Genomic DNA, 15,715 nt, shown 5'->3' on the forward strand with positions numbered 1-15,715 from the left:
CGAGCCGCAACCTACATAGAGGCACCTTCGAATATGAAACGCACGCACCTGCCCCTGAACGCCCTGCGCGTATACGATGCCGCCGCGCGGCACCTCAGCTTCACCCGCGCAGCGGACGAGCTGGCGGTGACACCCGCCGCCGTGGGCCAGCAGATCCGCGCGCTGGAAGATGTACTCGGCGTCGTGCTGTTCCGCCGCACCTCGAAGGGGCTAGAGCTGACCGACGAAGGCATGGCCGGTCTCGATGCGCTGCGCGACGGCTTCCTGAAGTTCGAGGAAAGCGTGCAGGCGATGCAGGCGGGGCAGGCGAGCAGCAAGTACTCGATTGCCGTCCCGCGCGAATTCTACGCCCAGTGGCTCGCGCCCAAGCTTGCCGCGTTCCGCAACGAAAACCCCGATATCACCGTGCTGCTGACATCGGACGAGAACGCCGATTTCACCGAGAGCAATCTCGATATTGCCATCCGGTTGGTCGACGGTGCGGGTGATCTGGAAGGCGTACAACTGATCGAAGGCTGCAAGGTCTGCGTAAAAGCGCCGGGCGCGCCCGATGACTGGATCAGCTGGCCCACCTACGAAGCACCGCAAGGTGAACGCGTGGTGCTCTCGGTCGGCAATGCGGGGCAGGTCCTGTCTTCCGCACTCGCCGGAATTGGCCGCGCCTACCTGCCCATGCCGCTGGTGGAAGAGGCCATCGCAAACGGCAAGCTGGAGCTGGTGGGCGAGCCCTCCGAGTGCCGCCAGGCCTACTGGCTCCTCGCCCCGCGCCCGCAATGGCGGCAGAAGAAGGTGAAGGCGCTGGTGGAGTTTCTGACCAGGTAGCCAGTCGCATGGCGACAACTTCCTGATCAGGCTGTGTGGCTAGAGGCGCGGAACCCACATAAACATCGTTGCTGCCAATATTCCAATTGCGGTTAAAATTGTGGCCGTTCCGATGGTTGCAGCGGTCAGGTATTTGAAGCCCGCATGTTTGCTTCTGCGCGCCCGCAAATACATCTCTAGCACCAGCAATGGTACGGCCATCTGTCCGAAAAACAGGAATGTCAGGAATGGGCCCGAGAAAGTTTCGGTGTCTATTCCGACGCCGCCTGTCGTGATGAACCAGGCCATGATTCCGATGCGGAAGAACCAAACCGCGCTGACGACCATGAAGAGCCGCAGAACCCATGTTTCATGCAGCAAGAAATTCCGCTTGATCGCGTGATAGACCGCGATGCAAGCGAAAGAGATTATCAGGATTGCATCAAGACTGATGGCGGTATGGCCAACCCAGCCGCCAAGTGTTCCCCGGGTGAGGACGAGATAAAGCCCTGCAATGCTGGTGAGGATCGCGGTCGCCACATAGATCCTGCCAACAATGCGATGAAAGCGTGGTGCTTTCATTCGGATTTTGGGAACGAGCTGCAATGGCCCCAGGCCGATGATCACTGCGGCGATCACGACATGGCCTGATATTGCCAAGTTGCCTGCAGCATCACCAGCCACATAGCCGTTGGGCAGATGTGTGTCGGCAAGGCCTGCTGGGCCGCTTCCGAATACCCGCGGGAAGTAGAACGCGGTAACATAGGCGGCAAAGATCCATTGCCCTAGAGCCGCGACAACAAGCCAGGATTTTGCGGATAGCGAGAGCAGCTTCGCCGGTCGCTTGGACACCGCTTTGTTCTCGATCACTTCGTCGCTTGATGGGGTTTCGTGCGCTTCAGTCATGCCACCAGCTTAGTGTATTAGTGTAATAATGCAATAAGGCTCGTGCGCACTGTGGAATCCGGCAGTGTGCATCTTCTCGGACACTTGCCCCGGTTGGCAGGCGTTCCTACGTCGGATGGTAAGAAACGGCTTCGCATCGATCCCGCCGTATGCAGCGATTGGCATATCCCACCTGACCACCACCCGATGACCTACTGGCCCCTCCTCCTCATAGCCCTTATCGCGCTAGGCTTCGCGTACCGAAGCTTTGCGAAGCGGCGGAAGTGCGCGCGATTGCTGGCAACACCGCTCACGCCCGAACAGCGGCGGGTGCTGGAAAGGCTCGTGCCGATGTTGCGCAAGTTGCCGGACAATCTGCGTCCCGCTCTCGAAGGCAAGATCAACCTCTTCCTCGACCAGATGACCTTTCACGGTAACAACGGCATCGAAGTCACCGACCATATGCGGCTCTCGATTGCCGCGCAGGCTTGCATTCTTGTCGTCAACAGCCCGGTCTGGTTCGATACGCTGCGCACAATCCTGATCTATCCCGCTGCTTTCAGCACAGGGCGAGGCGAGCATGACGGGTTCCTGGTGCACGAGAACGACATCGGCACCGCCGGCGAAAGCTGGGATCGTGGGCCGGTCGTCCTGTCATGGGACCATGCCTTGCGCGGCGGCCTCGACCCGGAAGACGGGCACAATGTCGTCATCCACGAATTTGCCCATCAGCTGGATGCACTGACAGGCCACACCAACGGGATCCCGATCCTGCGCAAGGGGCAGCGGTACGACGGTTGGGAAAAGGCCATGCTCGATGCCTACAACGGCCATGTCGAACGCGTCGAAAGCGGCCACCGCACGCTGATCGATCCCTATGGCGCAACCAACCACCAGGAATTCTTCGCCGAGGCGACCGTGACCTTCTTCGAGAAACCGCGCGCAATGCGTCACGCAGAGCCGGCACTCTATGCGCAGCTGGCAGAGCTATACGCTCTCGATCCGGCGGAGTGGGGTTGAGGGCCCTCCACACTATGGTGGCAGACGTTTCGATCACCGGCTCAGATGGCTGATAAATTCCCGTGTTGCTACGTTCAGGTCGGCGTTGCGCGGCCAAACGACGTAGATGCCCAAGCTACGATCAGACCACTCGGGCAGGATGCGTACTAGCTTTCCATCATCGAGAAGTGGCTTGACCTCGTAATAGGGCAGTGTCGCTACGCCTAATCCTTCCACAGCCAAGCCGCATACAGAATTCACCGAATCCGCCAGAGCAACTGTCTTGCCCCAAATTAGCTCTGCAGCCGGTTTGCCTTTGGACAATTCGATGCCGTCAGGGACAGCCGAGAAGCTGATAAAGTCCCACTGCTTGAGATCATCGGGACTCTTGGGTGCGGGCTTGCTCGCCACATATTCCGGGGAAGCGATAACCACGCGGTCATCTTGCGATATACGTTTCATTTTCAGGTCTGAATCGGTCATCGCGCCCATCCGGACCGCCACATCATAACCCTTACGCAACATGTTCTGCTGGATGTCCGATGACATCAAATTCAGGCGAACGCCCGTGTGGTTTTTGGCGAAATCTGTGATCCTGGAGAAAATCGGGTTCGAAACAAGGGTGTCAGGAATGGCGACGCGAAGATCGGTAAGCTGTTCCGGTGCGTGCGATCCAAAAAGTTCGAGTCCGTCTCGCGCGGTTGTGACCATCTTCTTCGCTATCTCATAGAGCCTGACGCCTTCTCGTGTAAGCGACTGTGCTCGCGTGGAGCGGTAGAGCAAAGGAGCGCCAATCTGTTGCTCAAGAGTCTTGACGTGCAGGCTCACAACCGACGGCGAAATCAGGAGCTTCTTCGCCGCGCCGCGGAAGGATTTTTCGTCCACTACGCTCACGAAGATCGCCATGGATTTTAGCTGATCTATCACTTCTTATCCCTTTTGTTCGATATTTCGAACAATATTCTTCGAAATATCGTATATTCGCCATCGTTACGGAAAGCTAGTGTGCGAACATCACAGCAGAGGAATTGATCATGACAACCAACACTGAAAAAGCCGTTGCGCTGATCGAAAGCCTGGAAACGGGCGATACCGGTCCAGTCGCTTTCATCAATCCTGACAAGTACATTCAACACAATCTCGATGTTGCTGACGGGCTGTCGGGTTTTGGCGCCATTCTTGAAAATGCGCCTCCCGAAGGTTTCAAGGCTGAAGTGGTCCGCGCCTTTGCGGATGGCGACTATGTGGTGCTCCACACCCGATACGATTTCTTCGGACCGAAAGCAGGATTTGACGTATTCCGCTTCGAGGATGGTCTGATTGTCGAACATTGGGACAACTTGAGCGAGATGACACCGCCAAACCCGAGTGGTCACACGCAGTTCGATGGGCCAACACAGACTGTCGATCTCGACATGACCGAGGCGAACAAGGTCATTGTCACGGGGTTCGTAAAGGATGTCCTACAAGGAGGTCAGACGGACAAGCTGACGACATATATCAATCCAAACAATTACGTTCAGCACAATTCGAGCATTGCCGATGGCCTTGACGGGTTGGGCGAGGCGCTAGCCTATTTCGCCGAGCAGGGGCTCGTCATGGAATATGACAAGGTTCACAAGGTTCTAGGGCAAGGGAATTTTGTCCTGACAATGAGCGAAGGTAAATTTGGCAAGGGCGATCACGTTGCCTTCTATGACCTCTTCCGGATTGAAGACGGCCAAATCGTTGAACACTGGGATATCATCCAGCCCATTCCAGCACGTTCGGATTGGCAGAATGACAACGGTAAGTTTTGAGCGGGGGAGAGATGACCAAGCATGGAGTATCTCTCATCCCTGGCCTGTTGCTCCCCGCCTTTTTGGCGGGGTGCTCAGGTCAGCAAGATGCAGAATTGCAACTAGTAGAAATTCAAACCGAAAAGGATGCAGCCATGAGCGATCAAGTCATTGGCAACAGCTTTAAAGTGGATTTTGGGGCTCCTTACATCTTCAGGCTCAATTTTGAATCTGAAACAGCCATGTCCTTTGTGCAGATTGATGAAAGCGGAAACGAGATTCCTGACGCACTCAAGGGATCGGTTGAAACTACGCGAGTGGAAATCCGCCCCAATGTGTACATGGTCTATTGGAGCGAACCGTTTAATCGCGACACCAATGTGACGCATGTCCAAGATTTCGAAAATGGTCGGGTCTGGACAAATATCTCGACGCCTGGCGAACCGTTCGTGAATCTCAATGGGTCGCTGACACTCATTGACGATGCCGCCGCGCAATAGGGCAGGGCACGCAATGCGTAGCTACCCTGAAACGGTATCAGGCTTTTATCTGTCTCATGGCGGTGGTCCCCTTCCGATAATGGGAGATGTGGGCCACCGCGAGATGGTGGAGCACCTGCAGGCAATCGGGAGTCAAGTGCGACGCCCCTCCTCGATCATTATGATCAGCGCTCATTGGGAGGCAGCGATTATTTCGATCACTTCGGGACAGTCACCCGAGCTCATTTACGATTACGGTGGCTTTCCAGAGGAAACATATCGTTACCAGTATCCAGCTCCTGGAGACCCTGAGCTGGCTTCCGAAATAGCCCGGTCTCTCGTCCGATCGGGCATTGAATGCAGGCTCGATGCCCATCGCGGTTTTGACCACGGCATGTTCGTGCCGCTTATGTTGATGTACCCGGATGCAGATATTCCGTGCGTGCAGGTCTCGCTTGCCAAATCGCTTGATCCCGCATTGCATCTGGCGCTTGGCAAGGCATTGGCTTTTGCGACTGGCAAGGGTGCAATGATTATTGGCTCCGGATTCTCGTTCCACAATATGCGGGCGTTTCGAGATTCTGATACTCCGCAATCGCGAGCTCAGAACGAAGCTTTCGAAAGCTGGCTAATCGAAACGTGTTCGAACGGTTTGATAGGAGAGGAAGAAAGGGCAGAACGACTCAGATCTTGGGAAGAGGCACCGTTCGCACGATATTGTCATCCACGCGAAGAACACCTGTTACCACTGCATGTTTGTTACGGCGCATTTGACCGGCCAAGCAGTCAAACCATTGAACTCATGATAATGAACAAGAAGGCCAGCATGTACCTCTGGTAATCGGCGGCCACGATAGGCGGCCTCAACTCCGTGCTAGCTTGCCGCACAGCTTTGGGACAATAGGGTCACGTGACCAATCCTGACATCCCGACCCTCACCACTCCCCGCTTCACCTGCCGCCCCTTGCAGCCAGGAGACGACAACGCGTTCTGGCCCGCGTTCTCCAGCGAAGAGCATATGCGCTACTGGTCGTGCGCGCCCTTCACCGACAAGGACAAGTTTCACGACTATCTGTTCGACACCGATTGGGGCGGGCGGACGTGGATTGCCGAGCCGCGCGAAGGCGGCGCTCCGGTGTTCCGCATGGTCGCGAGTTCTCCGGGCGAGCAAGTGGCCGAGATCGGCTATATCATGGTGCCCGGAAACGAGGGGCAGGGCATTGCGCGCGAGTGCCTATCCGCGCTGATCACCCATCTGTTTCACGAGGAGGGATTTGTGCGCATTTTCGGGGATGTTGATCCGCGCAACACGCCGTCGAACCGTCTGCTAGCCTCGCTCGGCTTCACGCGGGAGGCTCACTTACGCAGTGCGATGAAGACCCATATCGGCTGGTGCGACACGTGGCTGTGGGGCCTGCTGGCAGATGAATGGCCCGCATAGGGCTGATTCAGCGAGACATCCCTAGCGTGCCCGCATCGCTGCGGTTATGCTCTGCGGCAAGATCCATAAGGGGGAATTTCAGATGCGATTCGGTTTTCACAAGGCAGCATTGATGATCGGTGCCGCGGCGCTGCTCACGCCCGTGGCCGCGGCCGCGCAGGCGCGTGATCTTGACAGCGCGCAAAGCGATGTTCGGGTGTTCCAGGGCAATGTCGACAGTGCAGAGGCGGTGTTCGAAGTTTCGATCCCGGCCAACTCCATCATGACAATTGATGTGATGACCACATCCGATCTCGACCCGATCGTTTCGGTCACCGATCTCGCCTCGGGCGAGGTGATTGCGGAAGATGATGACGGCGGCGACGGGCTCAATTCGCGCGTGCGCATTCGCGGCGAAGAAAACGGCCGCCGCATTTCCATCGCGGTGAACAGCTTTGATGCCGACTGGGTTGGCGAGGGCGAGAGCTATGGCGGCAGTTTTGACCTGCGGTTGGAAACGCGCGCTTGGTCGCCGCCGGTCACGCGCACCGTCACCTATGGTTCGCGCGAAACGGGCACCGTCGATGGTGAGCCGAACCTGTTTGAAATGGTGGGTGTTGCCGGAGAGCGGGTGGAAATCTCGCTCGTCGCACCGGAGGAAAGCTTCCTCGATCCGTTGCTTGAAATGCGCGATGCGAGTGGAGAGATTGTCGCCTACAACGATGATGGCGGCAACGGTCTCAACTCGCTGATTACGCATGTGTTTGAGGCGGACGGCACCTACACCATTGCCGCGACGGGCTATGGCGAAAGCACGGGCGATTTCGTGCTGCGCATTCGCGAACGTCGCGAAGCGGTGGCGCAGCTGCCGTTGCAGGTGATCGGGATCGAGGATCAGGCTTCGGGCGAGCTGGCGAGCATGTATGTCGAGGATGAACTGCGCCCGACGACCATCTCTTACCAGCTGAGCGAAGAAGCGATGGCGACGATCCTGGGCGGCGATGGCGATGTGACCATCCGCATGAACGCGGTGGGTGAGACTGACGAGGATTTCGGCGGCGGGCTCGATCCCTATGTCGACGTGGGATTCGATACGCCACTCGGCTTTGCGGTTGTGGCCGCGGACGATGACGGATCGGGCACGCTCGATTCGATGTTGCCGCTGGACCTTGGCCTGCTGGCCGATACGCCCGAGTTGCTGAGCATGCTGCGCATCCGCGTGCAGGGCTTTGGCGGATCGGGCGGGGCTTACACGCTCGAGATCACCGAGGGCATGGAAGCGCGGGCAGAGCCACTGGTTGACTTTGCCGTGCCGCCGCCGCCGATCCAGATCGCTCCTCCGGCACCTCCGCCGTCCGAGTGATCGGCTGACATGAGTGCACGAAGGGCGGGGGGCTCCTCCGCCCTTTGTCGTTAGAGGCGCAAGGCGATGATCGAAGACGACACACCCCAACCGCTCTGGCGTCGCGCCGGAAAGTTCGCGCTCGCGGGTGTGTTCACCCTCGCGCTGTTCTTCGCCGCCGCATGGGGCTTTGATGCGAGCGCGGTGCGCGTGTTCCTTGGCCTGACGCCCGAGCTCGACGTGCCCTATGTCGCGACGCGCAGCGCGATGGTGGACACCATGCTCGATATGGCCGGGGTGGGGGAAGAGGACTATGTCATCGACCTTGGCACGGGTGACGGGCGCATCCTGATCGCTGCCGCGCAGGATCGGGGGGCGAGGGGGTTGGGCGTTGATCTCGACCCGGCGTTGATCCGCGAAGCCACCAGCACTGCCGAAGACCTCGGCCTCGAAACCCGCGTGCAGTTCGTGGAGCAGGACCTGTTCGACACCCCGCTCTCCGAAGCAACGGTCGTCACCATGTTCCTCCTCCCAGAGGTCAACCTGCGCCTGCGCCCGCGCTTGCTGGAGGAGCTCGCCCCCGGCAGCCGTGTGGTCTCCAACCGCTTCGACATGGGCGACTGGCGGCCGGACGATGTGCGCCGCGTGGGCGGCTACAACGCCTATGCTTGGGTGGTCCCCGCGCAAGTGGCGGGCACATGGCGGTTGGAAGTGGACGGGCGGAGCATCCCCATCAGGCTTGAACAGCAATTCCAGCGCGTCCAGGGTTTCGCGGCGGTTGGCGGGGAGCAGCTGGTCTTCAGCTCTGTCCTCAATGGCACCGCGATGCGTTTCACGCTTGATCTGGGCGGAGAGCAGGCGCTGGTGTTTGACGGCACGGTGCGCGGGGACAGGGTTGTGCCGGACGAGGGCGGGGACTGGAGCATGGTGAGGGAGTAGTTTGTAAGGCCCACCCCTAACCCCTCCCGCAAGCGGGAGGGGGACTGGTTCGCGCTGTTTGTTTGTTTTTCGCACCGACCTCCGTCGGCGCGTCCTCGCTAGACGCGCAGCATAGCTGCGCCCGCTGCGGGCGGGCAGTCGCCCTTGCCCTCGGCTAGGCGCCGAGCGAGCTCCGCGACACAGTAGCTATCTGGCGTTGTAATCGGGCGCGACCAGCGACCGACAGAGGGCGACCGCCCGACCGCAGGTGCCCCGCAGCGCAGCGGAGGGAACAGCACCGAGGACGAACCCGCGGAGGCGGGTTCATGAAACAAACAAATCCCGCGGAAACCTGGACCAGCGCTCTCGGTGCGGAAAACAAACAATTCCTCTCCCCACGCGCCACCGTCAGCAATCATTCCCCTCACTACCTTCCAACAACCGCTTTGCCGCCGCCTTGCGCTCCATCATCTTGTCGATCTTGGCGTTGAGGCTGGCGAGCGCTTCGGGGCGGCGGGCGCGCTCCTCGGCGCGGATTTCGGCCTTCACTTCCTCGCGGATGCGCTCGTAGAGTGGGTGCCCCGGCACAACGCTCGACAGCGCGGCAGACCCGCCATAGCGCTCCGCACGCCGCTGGCGCAGGAAGAACATCACCAGCGCCTCGTTATGCCGCACCTCGGTGCCGAGCACCTTGCCCGAAGAGACGACCATCCGCTCCTCCCCTGCAATCGCGCGGGCGAGCGCGCAGTCCTCCAGCCGCGAAACCCCGCGATCCACCGCTGCCTCCCACGCCGCATGAAACTCCTCCGCCCCGGGCCGCAGGCGCAGCTTGTACAGCGCCTCGAGCGAAGCCCCGATATGCCTGGCGGCCTGCCTGACGATGCCGGTGGCCGCCAGATGCGCGATAAACTTGCGCTGCCGGTCCGCCGTGATGGAATTCTTGCGCGGAGCGACATGCGGGACGGGGGTGAAGGAGAGGAGCGGATCGTCCTCCGCCAGCGGCTCGGCAGCGGGCGCGGTGACGTAGGAGGTGGCTTGGGCGGGGAGGGCGCGTGTGTTTTTCATGCTCGCGGTTGGAGCAGGGGGTGAGAGCTGTAGGAAAGTCGATTATCGTTTAGTCCGTGTTTTCACAACGGTCTGATTAAGAATGCGCCGATTGATCTTTCTTTTCCATGATGCCTGACGCTCAGACAAGGATCGTTTTCGTGCTGTGCTCAAGAGAAATCGATATTCATCTTCACCAAAGAGAAAGCCTCGCTCCCATGCATATTCGATCACGGCGATATTTGGATTGGCTTCGGGGTCATTGGATATGCGTTTCAACCCATCAAACAGCGTACCCGTGTCGATTCCAATAAATCGATTTATGCAAACATTTCCAACGTATGTTTTGGACCCCGTCAGCTTGTTTTCGATATAGCAGTGCTCTTTGATGTCTTGTCCGCAAGGACAGGTATCCCATTCTTCGGAGATTTCTACCGCGACAAGATTCCACTCGGTCTTCGCGACATCAAAAATGCCCGCTTGTGACAGCGGAAGAATATGAGCTTTCAACCTTTCAAAGTTATGTGACACACTAATCACCAGCGCCTGTTTCGACTTTGAGAAAGGCGATACCAGATTGGAATTTGCGGTCTTTCGTCAGGAAGCGATGTGTTTTAACAAGCTCATACCGTGCCATAAATGGCAGGTCGCCAACGCCCAAGGCAGGTTTAGTATGCAGAATACAAAACAGCACGCAGAAATTCTGCTCTTCAACTTCTTCGCGAGTCTCCGGTATGAGATCCAGGAAAGTTTGCTTTAGCTTTCCTTGGTTCCATTCTCGCTCGTCTTCTCCCAGCCAGCGGCGCATGTCCGCACAAGTGTTCTGATCACTCGTAAACGCATGCGCGTAGAAGCGTGCCTGTAGAAAAAGATGGCTAATTGAAGCCGAGCCCGAAGAGTATCGCTTCGCTTGGACCAGATCACCGCCAAGCGAAAAAAGGTCACAAACTTCGTATTGTGCTCGTCCTGCGATCAATATGTTAGCCTGGTCGAAGCAGTATACATTCTCATTGTCGACTGCCGTTTTCCGACAGAAGATTGCCTCACGGTTCTTACGTGAAACAGGGTCAAAAATATTTATGTCGTTAACAAGATAATCACGTTCACAGATATCGATTTCCTCTTCGATATAGGAGGAGATTTCATCGACCAGCTCTTGAGAGACTTCACGCCACCTTCCCCCAGACAGCACGAATGTGCGTCCCTCCCAGTCCACCTCCGCAACCAAACATTTGTATGCATTTGAGAATTTTCCAAGATAATCTCGGTCGGGATCATATCGATAGATTGGCCAGCCTTTGAGGCGATCGGCAGTAAGGTCTGCCATGCGACGCCGAGGTTGATTTACTAGATCATCGATCCGCAAATCCTCATACAACGGTGGCAATCCAGCTTCGCCACGAGGCTTGTAGGCAAACAGAGGGTCATCGCCTTCAATGAATTCTGGGGGAGCCAGATGGATCCTCGAGAAATCTCTTTCTTCGATGGTTGCCGCGACGATATTGTCAAGCCTTTGAATGACTTCCGGATCGTTTTCGAGTCGAAAACGGTCAAAGTCACGAAAATCAGTGTTTTCGTATTCTCGTGATAGGTATCTCGTTTCGAGGATGTCCAAGTATCGTGAGAGTGTAGGCCATTCCAATTTGCTTTCCCGCGGCAAAAGAAAGCTCAGCTGGTCTTTCCCTCTGATATTCTCAATTTGATCTCTAAACTCACCTTTGGCGATGCCGGACAATGTCCTGATATTTTCGGCATCTAGATCAACTGCAAATCCACCCAATGTTGTTCCGGCCGACGATTGTCGCTCCGTTTGGAGACTGATAGCTTCATGTGCGGCTGTCTGGAGGCGCTTGATTCCACCTTCGCTATCGCAGATATTCATTCCAACTCTCAAACCGAAATCATGGACGATCTTCTCCTTATCGAGGGGCTGATCAGCATGCATACCGAAGACCAAAGCATATCGCCTAACTTCATCTTCCAAATTACGTTGGAGGAGCACGAGCGCTCTGGGAAAACTGTTGAACGATTCAAATTCGAACGGGTCATCTGGGAGTCCGGAGTTGATAAAATTCAACCAAGGTACCTGTTCAGCGTTCTTTCTTGAGCGAATTACATCGAACCACACCCAAACCGAGAGACCGTCGATATCCGGGATTGTCTTGAAGGCATTTGGAAAGCCATCAACTGCATCTTCAAAATCGATGCCGTCTTTTATGCGAAAGACTGTCGCTTTGCGTTGATCTGCCATATATTCAATCCCATACCTTCAATACTTTATACGTCCATTTTGCACTTTCGCCACTAGAGACTTTCTTAGTGCAAAATGATGGGTGCTTGACCCCACCACCAATCCCCCCTAAGTGCGCGCCCATTCGTGGCTCTCCTTCGGGAATCGCTGCGGGTAGATAGAGCTGAACATTGCCGGTTTTGTCCCGGGCTCCTCGGCATTCATGCGAGGGGCTCTTTTCTATTGGGGCGGTTGATGCGTTTATAGCATTTGGCCGCTCGGGGCGGCCGCCAAAGTAACCCGGTGCTCGAAAGCGTCGAGTGGAGAGTTCAAGCTCGTCAGAGCGCAGCCCTCGCGCAAGCGGGGGTCTCGTGCCTCTCGCTCCGCGCTTGCGGACTGCGATCCCAGCTTTCGCTGGGATGACGGCTTTCAGAACATTCCATCCGGCGCTGGTAGCATCATCGTAACACGGTGAAGAGTAAATATGCCGACTATTAACCAGCTGGTGCGCAAGCCGCGCAAGCCGATTGTCAAGAAGAGCAAGTCTGCTGCCATGCAGTCCGCTCCGCAGAAGCGTGGTGTTTGCACCCGCGTCTACACGACGACCCCGAAGAAGCCGAACTCGGCACTGCGCAAGGTTGCGAAGATCCGTCTGACCAACCAGCGTGAAATCATCGCCTATATCCCGGGCGAGGGTCACAACCTCCAGGAACACTCCGTGGTGCTGATCCGCGGCGGCCGTGTGCGCGACCTTCCCGGTGTGCGCTACCACGTGCTGCGCGGCGTGCTCGACACGCAGGGTGTGAAGGACCGCAAGCAGAGCCGTTCGAAGTACGGCGCCAAGCGGCCCAAATGATTTGGTGCGGTCAGGCGTCCGCCTGACCTCGGTGCCGGCCCGTCTCCCCCTCCCAACCACCCGATGATTTTCCGATCACGGATCGGGTGGTTGGGAGGAGAAGCCGGACCGACACAGGTTAGTTTCAATCGCGGATTTGGTCCGCTCCCCCTCCCGACCACCTTCACGGTAGTCTTTGGGTGGTCGGGAGGGGGAGTGGGCCGGAGCCGCAAGCCTCGATGGACATCGAGGCGCACTCCGAAGGAGTTATGAAGAATGTCACGTCGTCGTCGTCCCGAGAAGCGGGAAATCCTGCCGGATCCCAAGTTTGGTGATCAGGTGCTGTCGAAGTTCATGAACAACCTCATGCTGGACGGTAAGAAGGCCGTTGCAGAGGGCATCGTCTATTCGGCTCTCGACACCGTCGAAGCCAAGGCGAAGACCAACCCGGTCGAGCTGTTCCATGAAGCGCTGAACAATGTGAAGCCGCAGGTCGAGGTTCGCTCGCGCCGTGTGGGTGGTGCTACCTACCAGGTGCCGGTCGAGGTTCGCCCCGAGCGTGCGCAGGCTCTCGCCATTCGCTGGCTGATCGGTGCTGCGCGCGGTCGTGCGGAAACGACCATGAGCGCGCGTCTCTCGGCTGAACTGATGGATGCTGCCAACAACCGTGGCAACGCTGTCAAGAAGCGCGAAGATACGCACCGCATGGCCGACGCCAACCGCGCCTTCTCGCACTACCGCTGGTAAAACGCCGGTAACAATGGGGCCGCACCTGTGGCGGCTCTCGCAAAACTGATTTGGAGTAACTGATATGGCCCGCGAATATCCGCTGGAGCGCTATCGCAATATCGGCATCATGGCGCACATCGATGCCGGCAAAACCACGACTACCGAGCGTATTCTCTACTACACCGGCAAGTCCTACAAGATCGGCGAAGTGCACGATGGTGCCGCGACGATGGACTGGATGGAGCAGGAGCAGGAGCGCGGCATCACGATTACGTCTGCTGCGACGACCACTTTCTGGACCGCCGAAGACCCGACGATGGACCCGATGTCCTCGCCGGAAGATCTGCGTGCAGGTCAGGAAAAGCACCGCATCAACATCATCGACACTCCGGGCCACGTGGACTTCACCATTGAAGTCGAACGTTCGCTCCGCGTGCTCGACGGCGCGGTTGCTGTTTTTGACGGCGTAGCTGGTGTGGAACCGCAGTCCGAAACCGTTTGGCGCCAGGCCGACAAGTACCGCGTTCCGCGGATGTGCTTCATCAACAAGCTCGACCGTACCGGCGCCGACTTCTACTACTGCGTACAGTCGATCATCGACCGCCTCGGCGCAACGCCGCTGGTTCTGTATCTGCCGATTGGTGCAGAGAGCAATCTGCAGGGCGTCGTCGACCTCGTCGGCAATCGTGCGATTGTCTGGGACAACGAACAGCTTGGCGCGAGCTACAGCCACGGTCCGATCCCTGACGACATGGCCGACAAGGCTGCCGAATATCGCGAGAAGCTGATCGAGACCGTCGTCGAGCAGGACGACGATGTCATGATGGAATATCTCGAAGGCGAAATGCCTGACGTGGCAACGCTCAAGCGCCTGATCCGCAAGGGCACCATGGCGCGTGACTTTGTGCCTGTGCTGTGTGGCTCGGCGTTCAAGAACAAGGGTGTGCAGCCTCTGCTCGACGCGGTTATCGACTACATGCCGGCTCCGACCGACGTGGAAGCGATCAAGGGTGTTCTTCCGGGCGAAGATGCCGTGGAAGAAACGCGTCCGTCGTCTGATGACGAGCCTTTCGCAGCTCTCGCCTTCAAGATCATGAACGACCCGTTCGTCGGCTCGCTCACCTTTACCCGTATCTACTCGGGCAAGCTCGCCAAGGGCGCTGTCCTGAACTCGGTGAAGGACAAGAAGGAAAAGATCGGCCGTATGCTGCTGATGCACTCCAACAACCGTGAGGACATCGAAGAAGCATTTGCTGGCGACATCGTTGCTATCGCAGGTCTGAAGGAAACGACGACCGGTGATACGCTCTGTGATCCGTCGAACCCGATCATTCTCGAGCGTATGGAATTCCCCGATCCGGTTATCGAACTGTCGGTGGAGCCGAAGACCAAAGCCGACCAGGAAAAGATGGGCGTTGCCCTCAACCGCCTGGCAGCCGAGGATCCCTCTTTCCGCGTGACGACCGATCACGAATCGGGTCAGACGATCATCAAAGGAATGGGCGAGCTTCACCTCGACATTCTCGTTGATCGCATGAAGCGCGAATTCAAGGTCGAAGCGAACGTCGGTGCGCCGCAGGTGGCATACCGTGAATCGCTCGCCCGCGAAGTCGAAATCACTTACACGCACAAGAAGCAGTCGGGTGGTTCGGGTCAGTTCGGTGAAGCCAAGGTTGTCGTCACTCCGGGTGAACGCGGCCAGGGCATCATCTTCGAAGATGAGATCAAGGGCGGTAACATTCCGCGCGAATATATCCCGTCGGTCGAAAAGGGCATGCGTGAGCAGGCTGAAAGCGGCTACCTCGTCGGCTTCCCGATCATCGACTTCACCATCCGCCTGATCGACGGCAAGTACCATGACGTCGACTCGAGCACGGTGGCGTTCGAAATCACGGGTCGCGGTGCGATGCGTGAAGCGGCAGAACGTGGCGGTATCAAGCTACTTGAGCCGATCATGAAGGTTGAAGTCGTCACTCCCGAGGACTACCTCGGCGACGTGATCGGCGACCTCAACTCGCGTCGTGGTCAGATCCAGGGCACAGACAGCCGCGGTAACGCCCAGGCTGTCGAAGCCCACGTGCCGCTGGCCAACATGTTCGGCTACGTGAACGAGCTGCGTTCCTTCACTCAGGGACGTGCGCAGTACACGATGCAGTTCAGCCACTATGACGAAGTTCCGGCAAACGTGGCACAAGAGGTCAAGGAGAAGCTTGCTTAAGGCGAGCGATACAGCTAGGGGCGGCGCCTGATTCAAC

General features: G+C 57.7%; 16 protein-coding genes. 11 read left to right on the forward strand and 5 right to left on the reverse strand.

Translation table 11 applies throughout. From position 1 onward, the window contains the following. The first annotated feature begins 33 nt into the window (after positions 1-33). Positions 34-822, forward strand: a complete 789-nt coding sequence (locus tag OOZ52_RS09490) for a LysR family transcriptional regulator (RefSeq protein ID WP_274698269.1) — start codon at positions 34-36, stop codon at positions 820-822. A 39-nt stretch (positions 823-861) separates the two neighbouring features. Here the strand turns inward: OOZ52_RS09490 and OOZ52_RS09495 are convergent, their stop codons facing one another. Then, positions 862-1,671 carry a DUF2306 domain-containing protein gene (locus tag OOZ52_RS09495; RefSeq protein ID WP_274698270.1) on the reverse strand — a complete coding sequence of 270 codons (810 nt, stop codon included), beginning with the start codon at positions 1,669-1,671 and terminating at the stop codon, positions 862-864. Between the two features lie 222 nt (positions 1,672-1,893). Here OOZ52_RS09495 and OOZ52_RS09500 point away from each other — a divergent pair, with 222 nt between their 5' ends. Next, complete coding sequence (locus tag OOZ52_RS09500; protein WP_274698271.1) at positions 1,894-2,706, forward strand: M90 family metallopeptidase; 813 nt, start codon at positions 1,894-1,896, stop codon at positions 2,704-2,706. A gap of 33 nt (positions 2,707-2,739) precedes the next feature. On the opposite strand, the gene OOZ52_RS09505 is transcribed toward OOZ52_RS09500, so the two are convergent. Further along, entirely contained in the window at positions 2,740-3,591 is an 852-nt protein-coding gene (locus tag OOZ52_RS09505; RefSeq protein ID WP_274698272.1) for a LysR family transcriptional regulator, read from the reverse strand. Positions 3,592-3,719: 128 nt separating this feature from the next. On the opposite strand from OOZ52_RS09505, the gene OOZ52_RS09510 reads away from it, so the two are divergent. From OOZ52_RS09510 to OOZ52_RS09535, 6 genes are all read left to right on the forward strand, one after another. Further along, positions 3,720-4,484: a nuclear transport factor 2 family protein gene (locus OOZ52_RS09510; protein ID WP_274698273.1), complete on the forward strand. Its 765-nt coding sequence runs from the start codon at positions 3,720-3,722 to the stop codon at positions 4,482-4,484. Between the two features lie 11 nt (positions 4,485-4,495). Further along, positions 4,496-4,963: a MoaF-related domain-containing protein gene (locus OOZ52_RS09515; RefSeq protein ID WP_274698274.1), complete on the forward strand. Its 468-nt coding sequence runs from the start codon at positions 4,496-4,498 to the stop codon at positions 4,961-4,963. Positions 4,964-4,976: 13 nt separating this feature from the next. Then, positions 4,977-5,783: a DODA-type extradiol aromatic ring-opening family dioxygenase gene (locus OOZ52_RS09520; protein ID WP_274698275.1), complete on the forward strand. Its 807-nt coding sequence runs from the start codon at positions 4,977-4,979 to the stop codon at positions 5,781-5,783. Between the two features lie 69 nt (positions 5,784-5,852). Continuing rightward, positions 5,853-6,383, forward strand: coding sequence for a GNAT family N-acetyltransferase (locus OOZ52_RS09525; RefSeq protein WP_274698276.1), 531 nt, complete (start codon positions 5,853-5,855; stop codon positions 6,381-6,383). 82 nt (positions 6,384-6,465) lie between these two features. Then, complete coding sequence (locus OOZ52_RS09530; protein ID WP_274698277.1) at positions 6,466-7,725, forward strand: hypothetical protein; 1,260 nt, start codon at positions 6,466-6,468, stop codon at positions 7,723-7,725. A gap of 66 nt (positions 7,726-7,791) precedes the next feature. Continuing rightward, positions 7,792-8,643, forward strand: coding sequence for an SAM-dependent methyltransferase (locus OOZ52_RS09535; protein WP_274698278.1), 852 nt, complete (start codon positions 7,792-7,794; stop codon positions 8,641-8,643). A gap of 387 nt (positions 8,644-9,030) precedes the next feature. Here the strand turns inward: OOZ52_RS09535 and OOZ52_RS09540 are convergent, their stop codons facing one another. From OOZ52_RS09540 to OOZ52_RS09550, 3 genes are read right to left on the reverse strand one after another with little or no spacing between them, the layout of a single operon-like run. After that, positions 9,031-9,687 (reverse strand): hypothetical protein, encoded by a 657-nt coding sequence (locus OOZ52_RS09540; RefSeq protein WP_274698279.1) that lies wholly within the window; start codon positions 9,685-9,687, stop codon positions 9,031-9,033. A 42-nt stretch (positions 9,688-9,729) separates the two neighbouring features. Further along, positions 9,730-10,176: a hypothetical protein gene (locus tag OOZ52_RS09545; RefSeq protein WP_274698280.1), complete on the reverse strand. Its 447-nt coding sequence runs from the start codon at positions 10,174-10,176 to the stop codon at positions 9,730-9,732. A gap of 22 nt (positions 10,177-10,198) precedes the next feature. After that, positions 10,199-11,917: a DUF6119 family protein gene (locus OOZ52_RS09550; RefSeq protein ID WP_274698281.1), complete on the reverse strand. Its 1,719-nt coding sequence runs from the start codon at positions 11,915-11,917 to the stop codon at positions 10,199-10,201. 463 nt (positions 11,918-12,380) lie between these two features. On the opposite strand from OOZ52_RS09550, the gene rpsL reads away from it, so the two are divergent. From rpsL to fusA, 3 genes are all read left to right on the forward strand, one after another. Further along, the gene (gene rpsL / locus OOZ52_RS09555; protein ID WP_197920898.1) at positions 12,381-12,752 is read left to right on the forward strand and encodes a 30S ribosomal protein S12; all 372 of its coding nucleotides are present in this window, start codon (positions 12,381-12,383) and stop codon (positions 12,750-12,752) included. Between the two features lie 255 nt (positions 12,753-13,007). Continuing rightward, positions 13,008-13,478: a 30S ribosomal protein S7 gene (gene rpsG, locus OOZ52_RS09560; protein ID WP_274698282.1), complete on the forward strand. Its 471-nt coding sequence runs from the start codon at positions 13,008-13,010 to the stop codon at positions 13,476-13,478. 64 nt (positions 13,479-13,542) lie between these two features. Beyond that, positions 13,543-15,678, forward strand: a complete 2,136-nt coding sequence (gene fusA, locus OOZ52_RS09565; protein WP_274698283.1) for an elongation factor G — start codon at positions 13,543-13,545, stop codon at positions 15,676-15,678. Positions 15,679-15,715: the final 37 nt, after the last annotated feature.

The organism is Aurantiacibacter sp. D1-12, from assembly GCF_028858515.1.
Taxonomy (GTDB): Bacteria; Pseudomonadota; Alphaproteobacteria; order Sphingomonadales; family Sphingomonadaceae; genus Alteraurantiacibacter.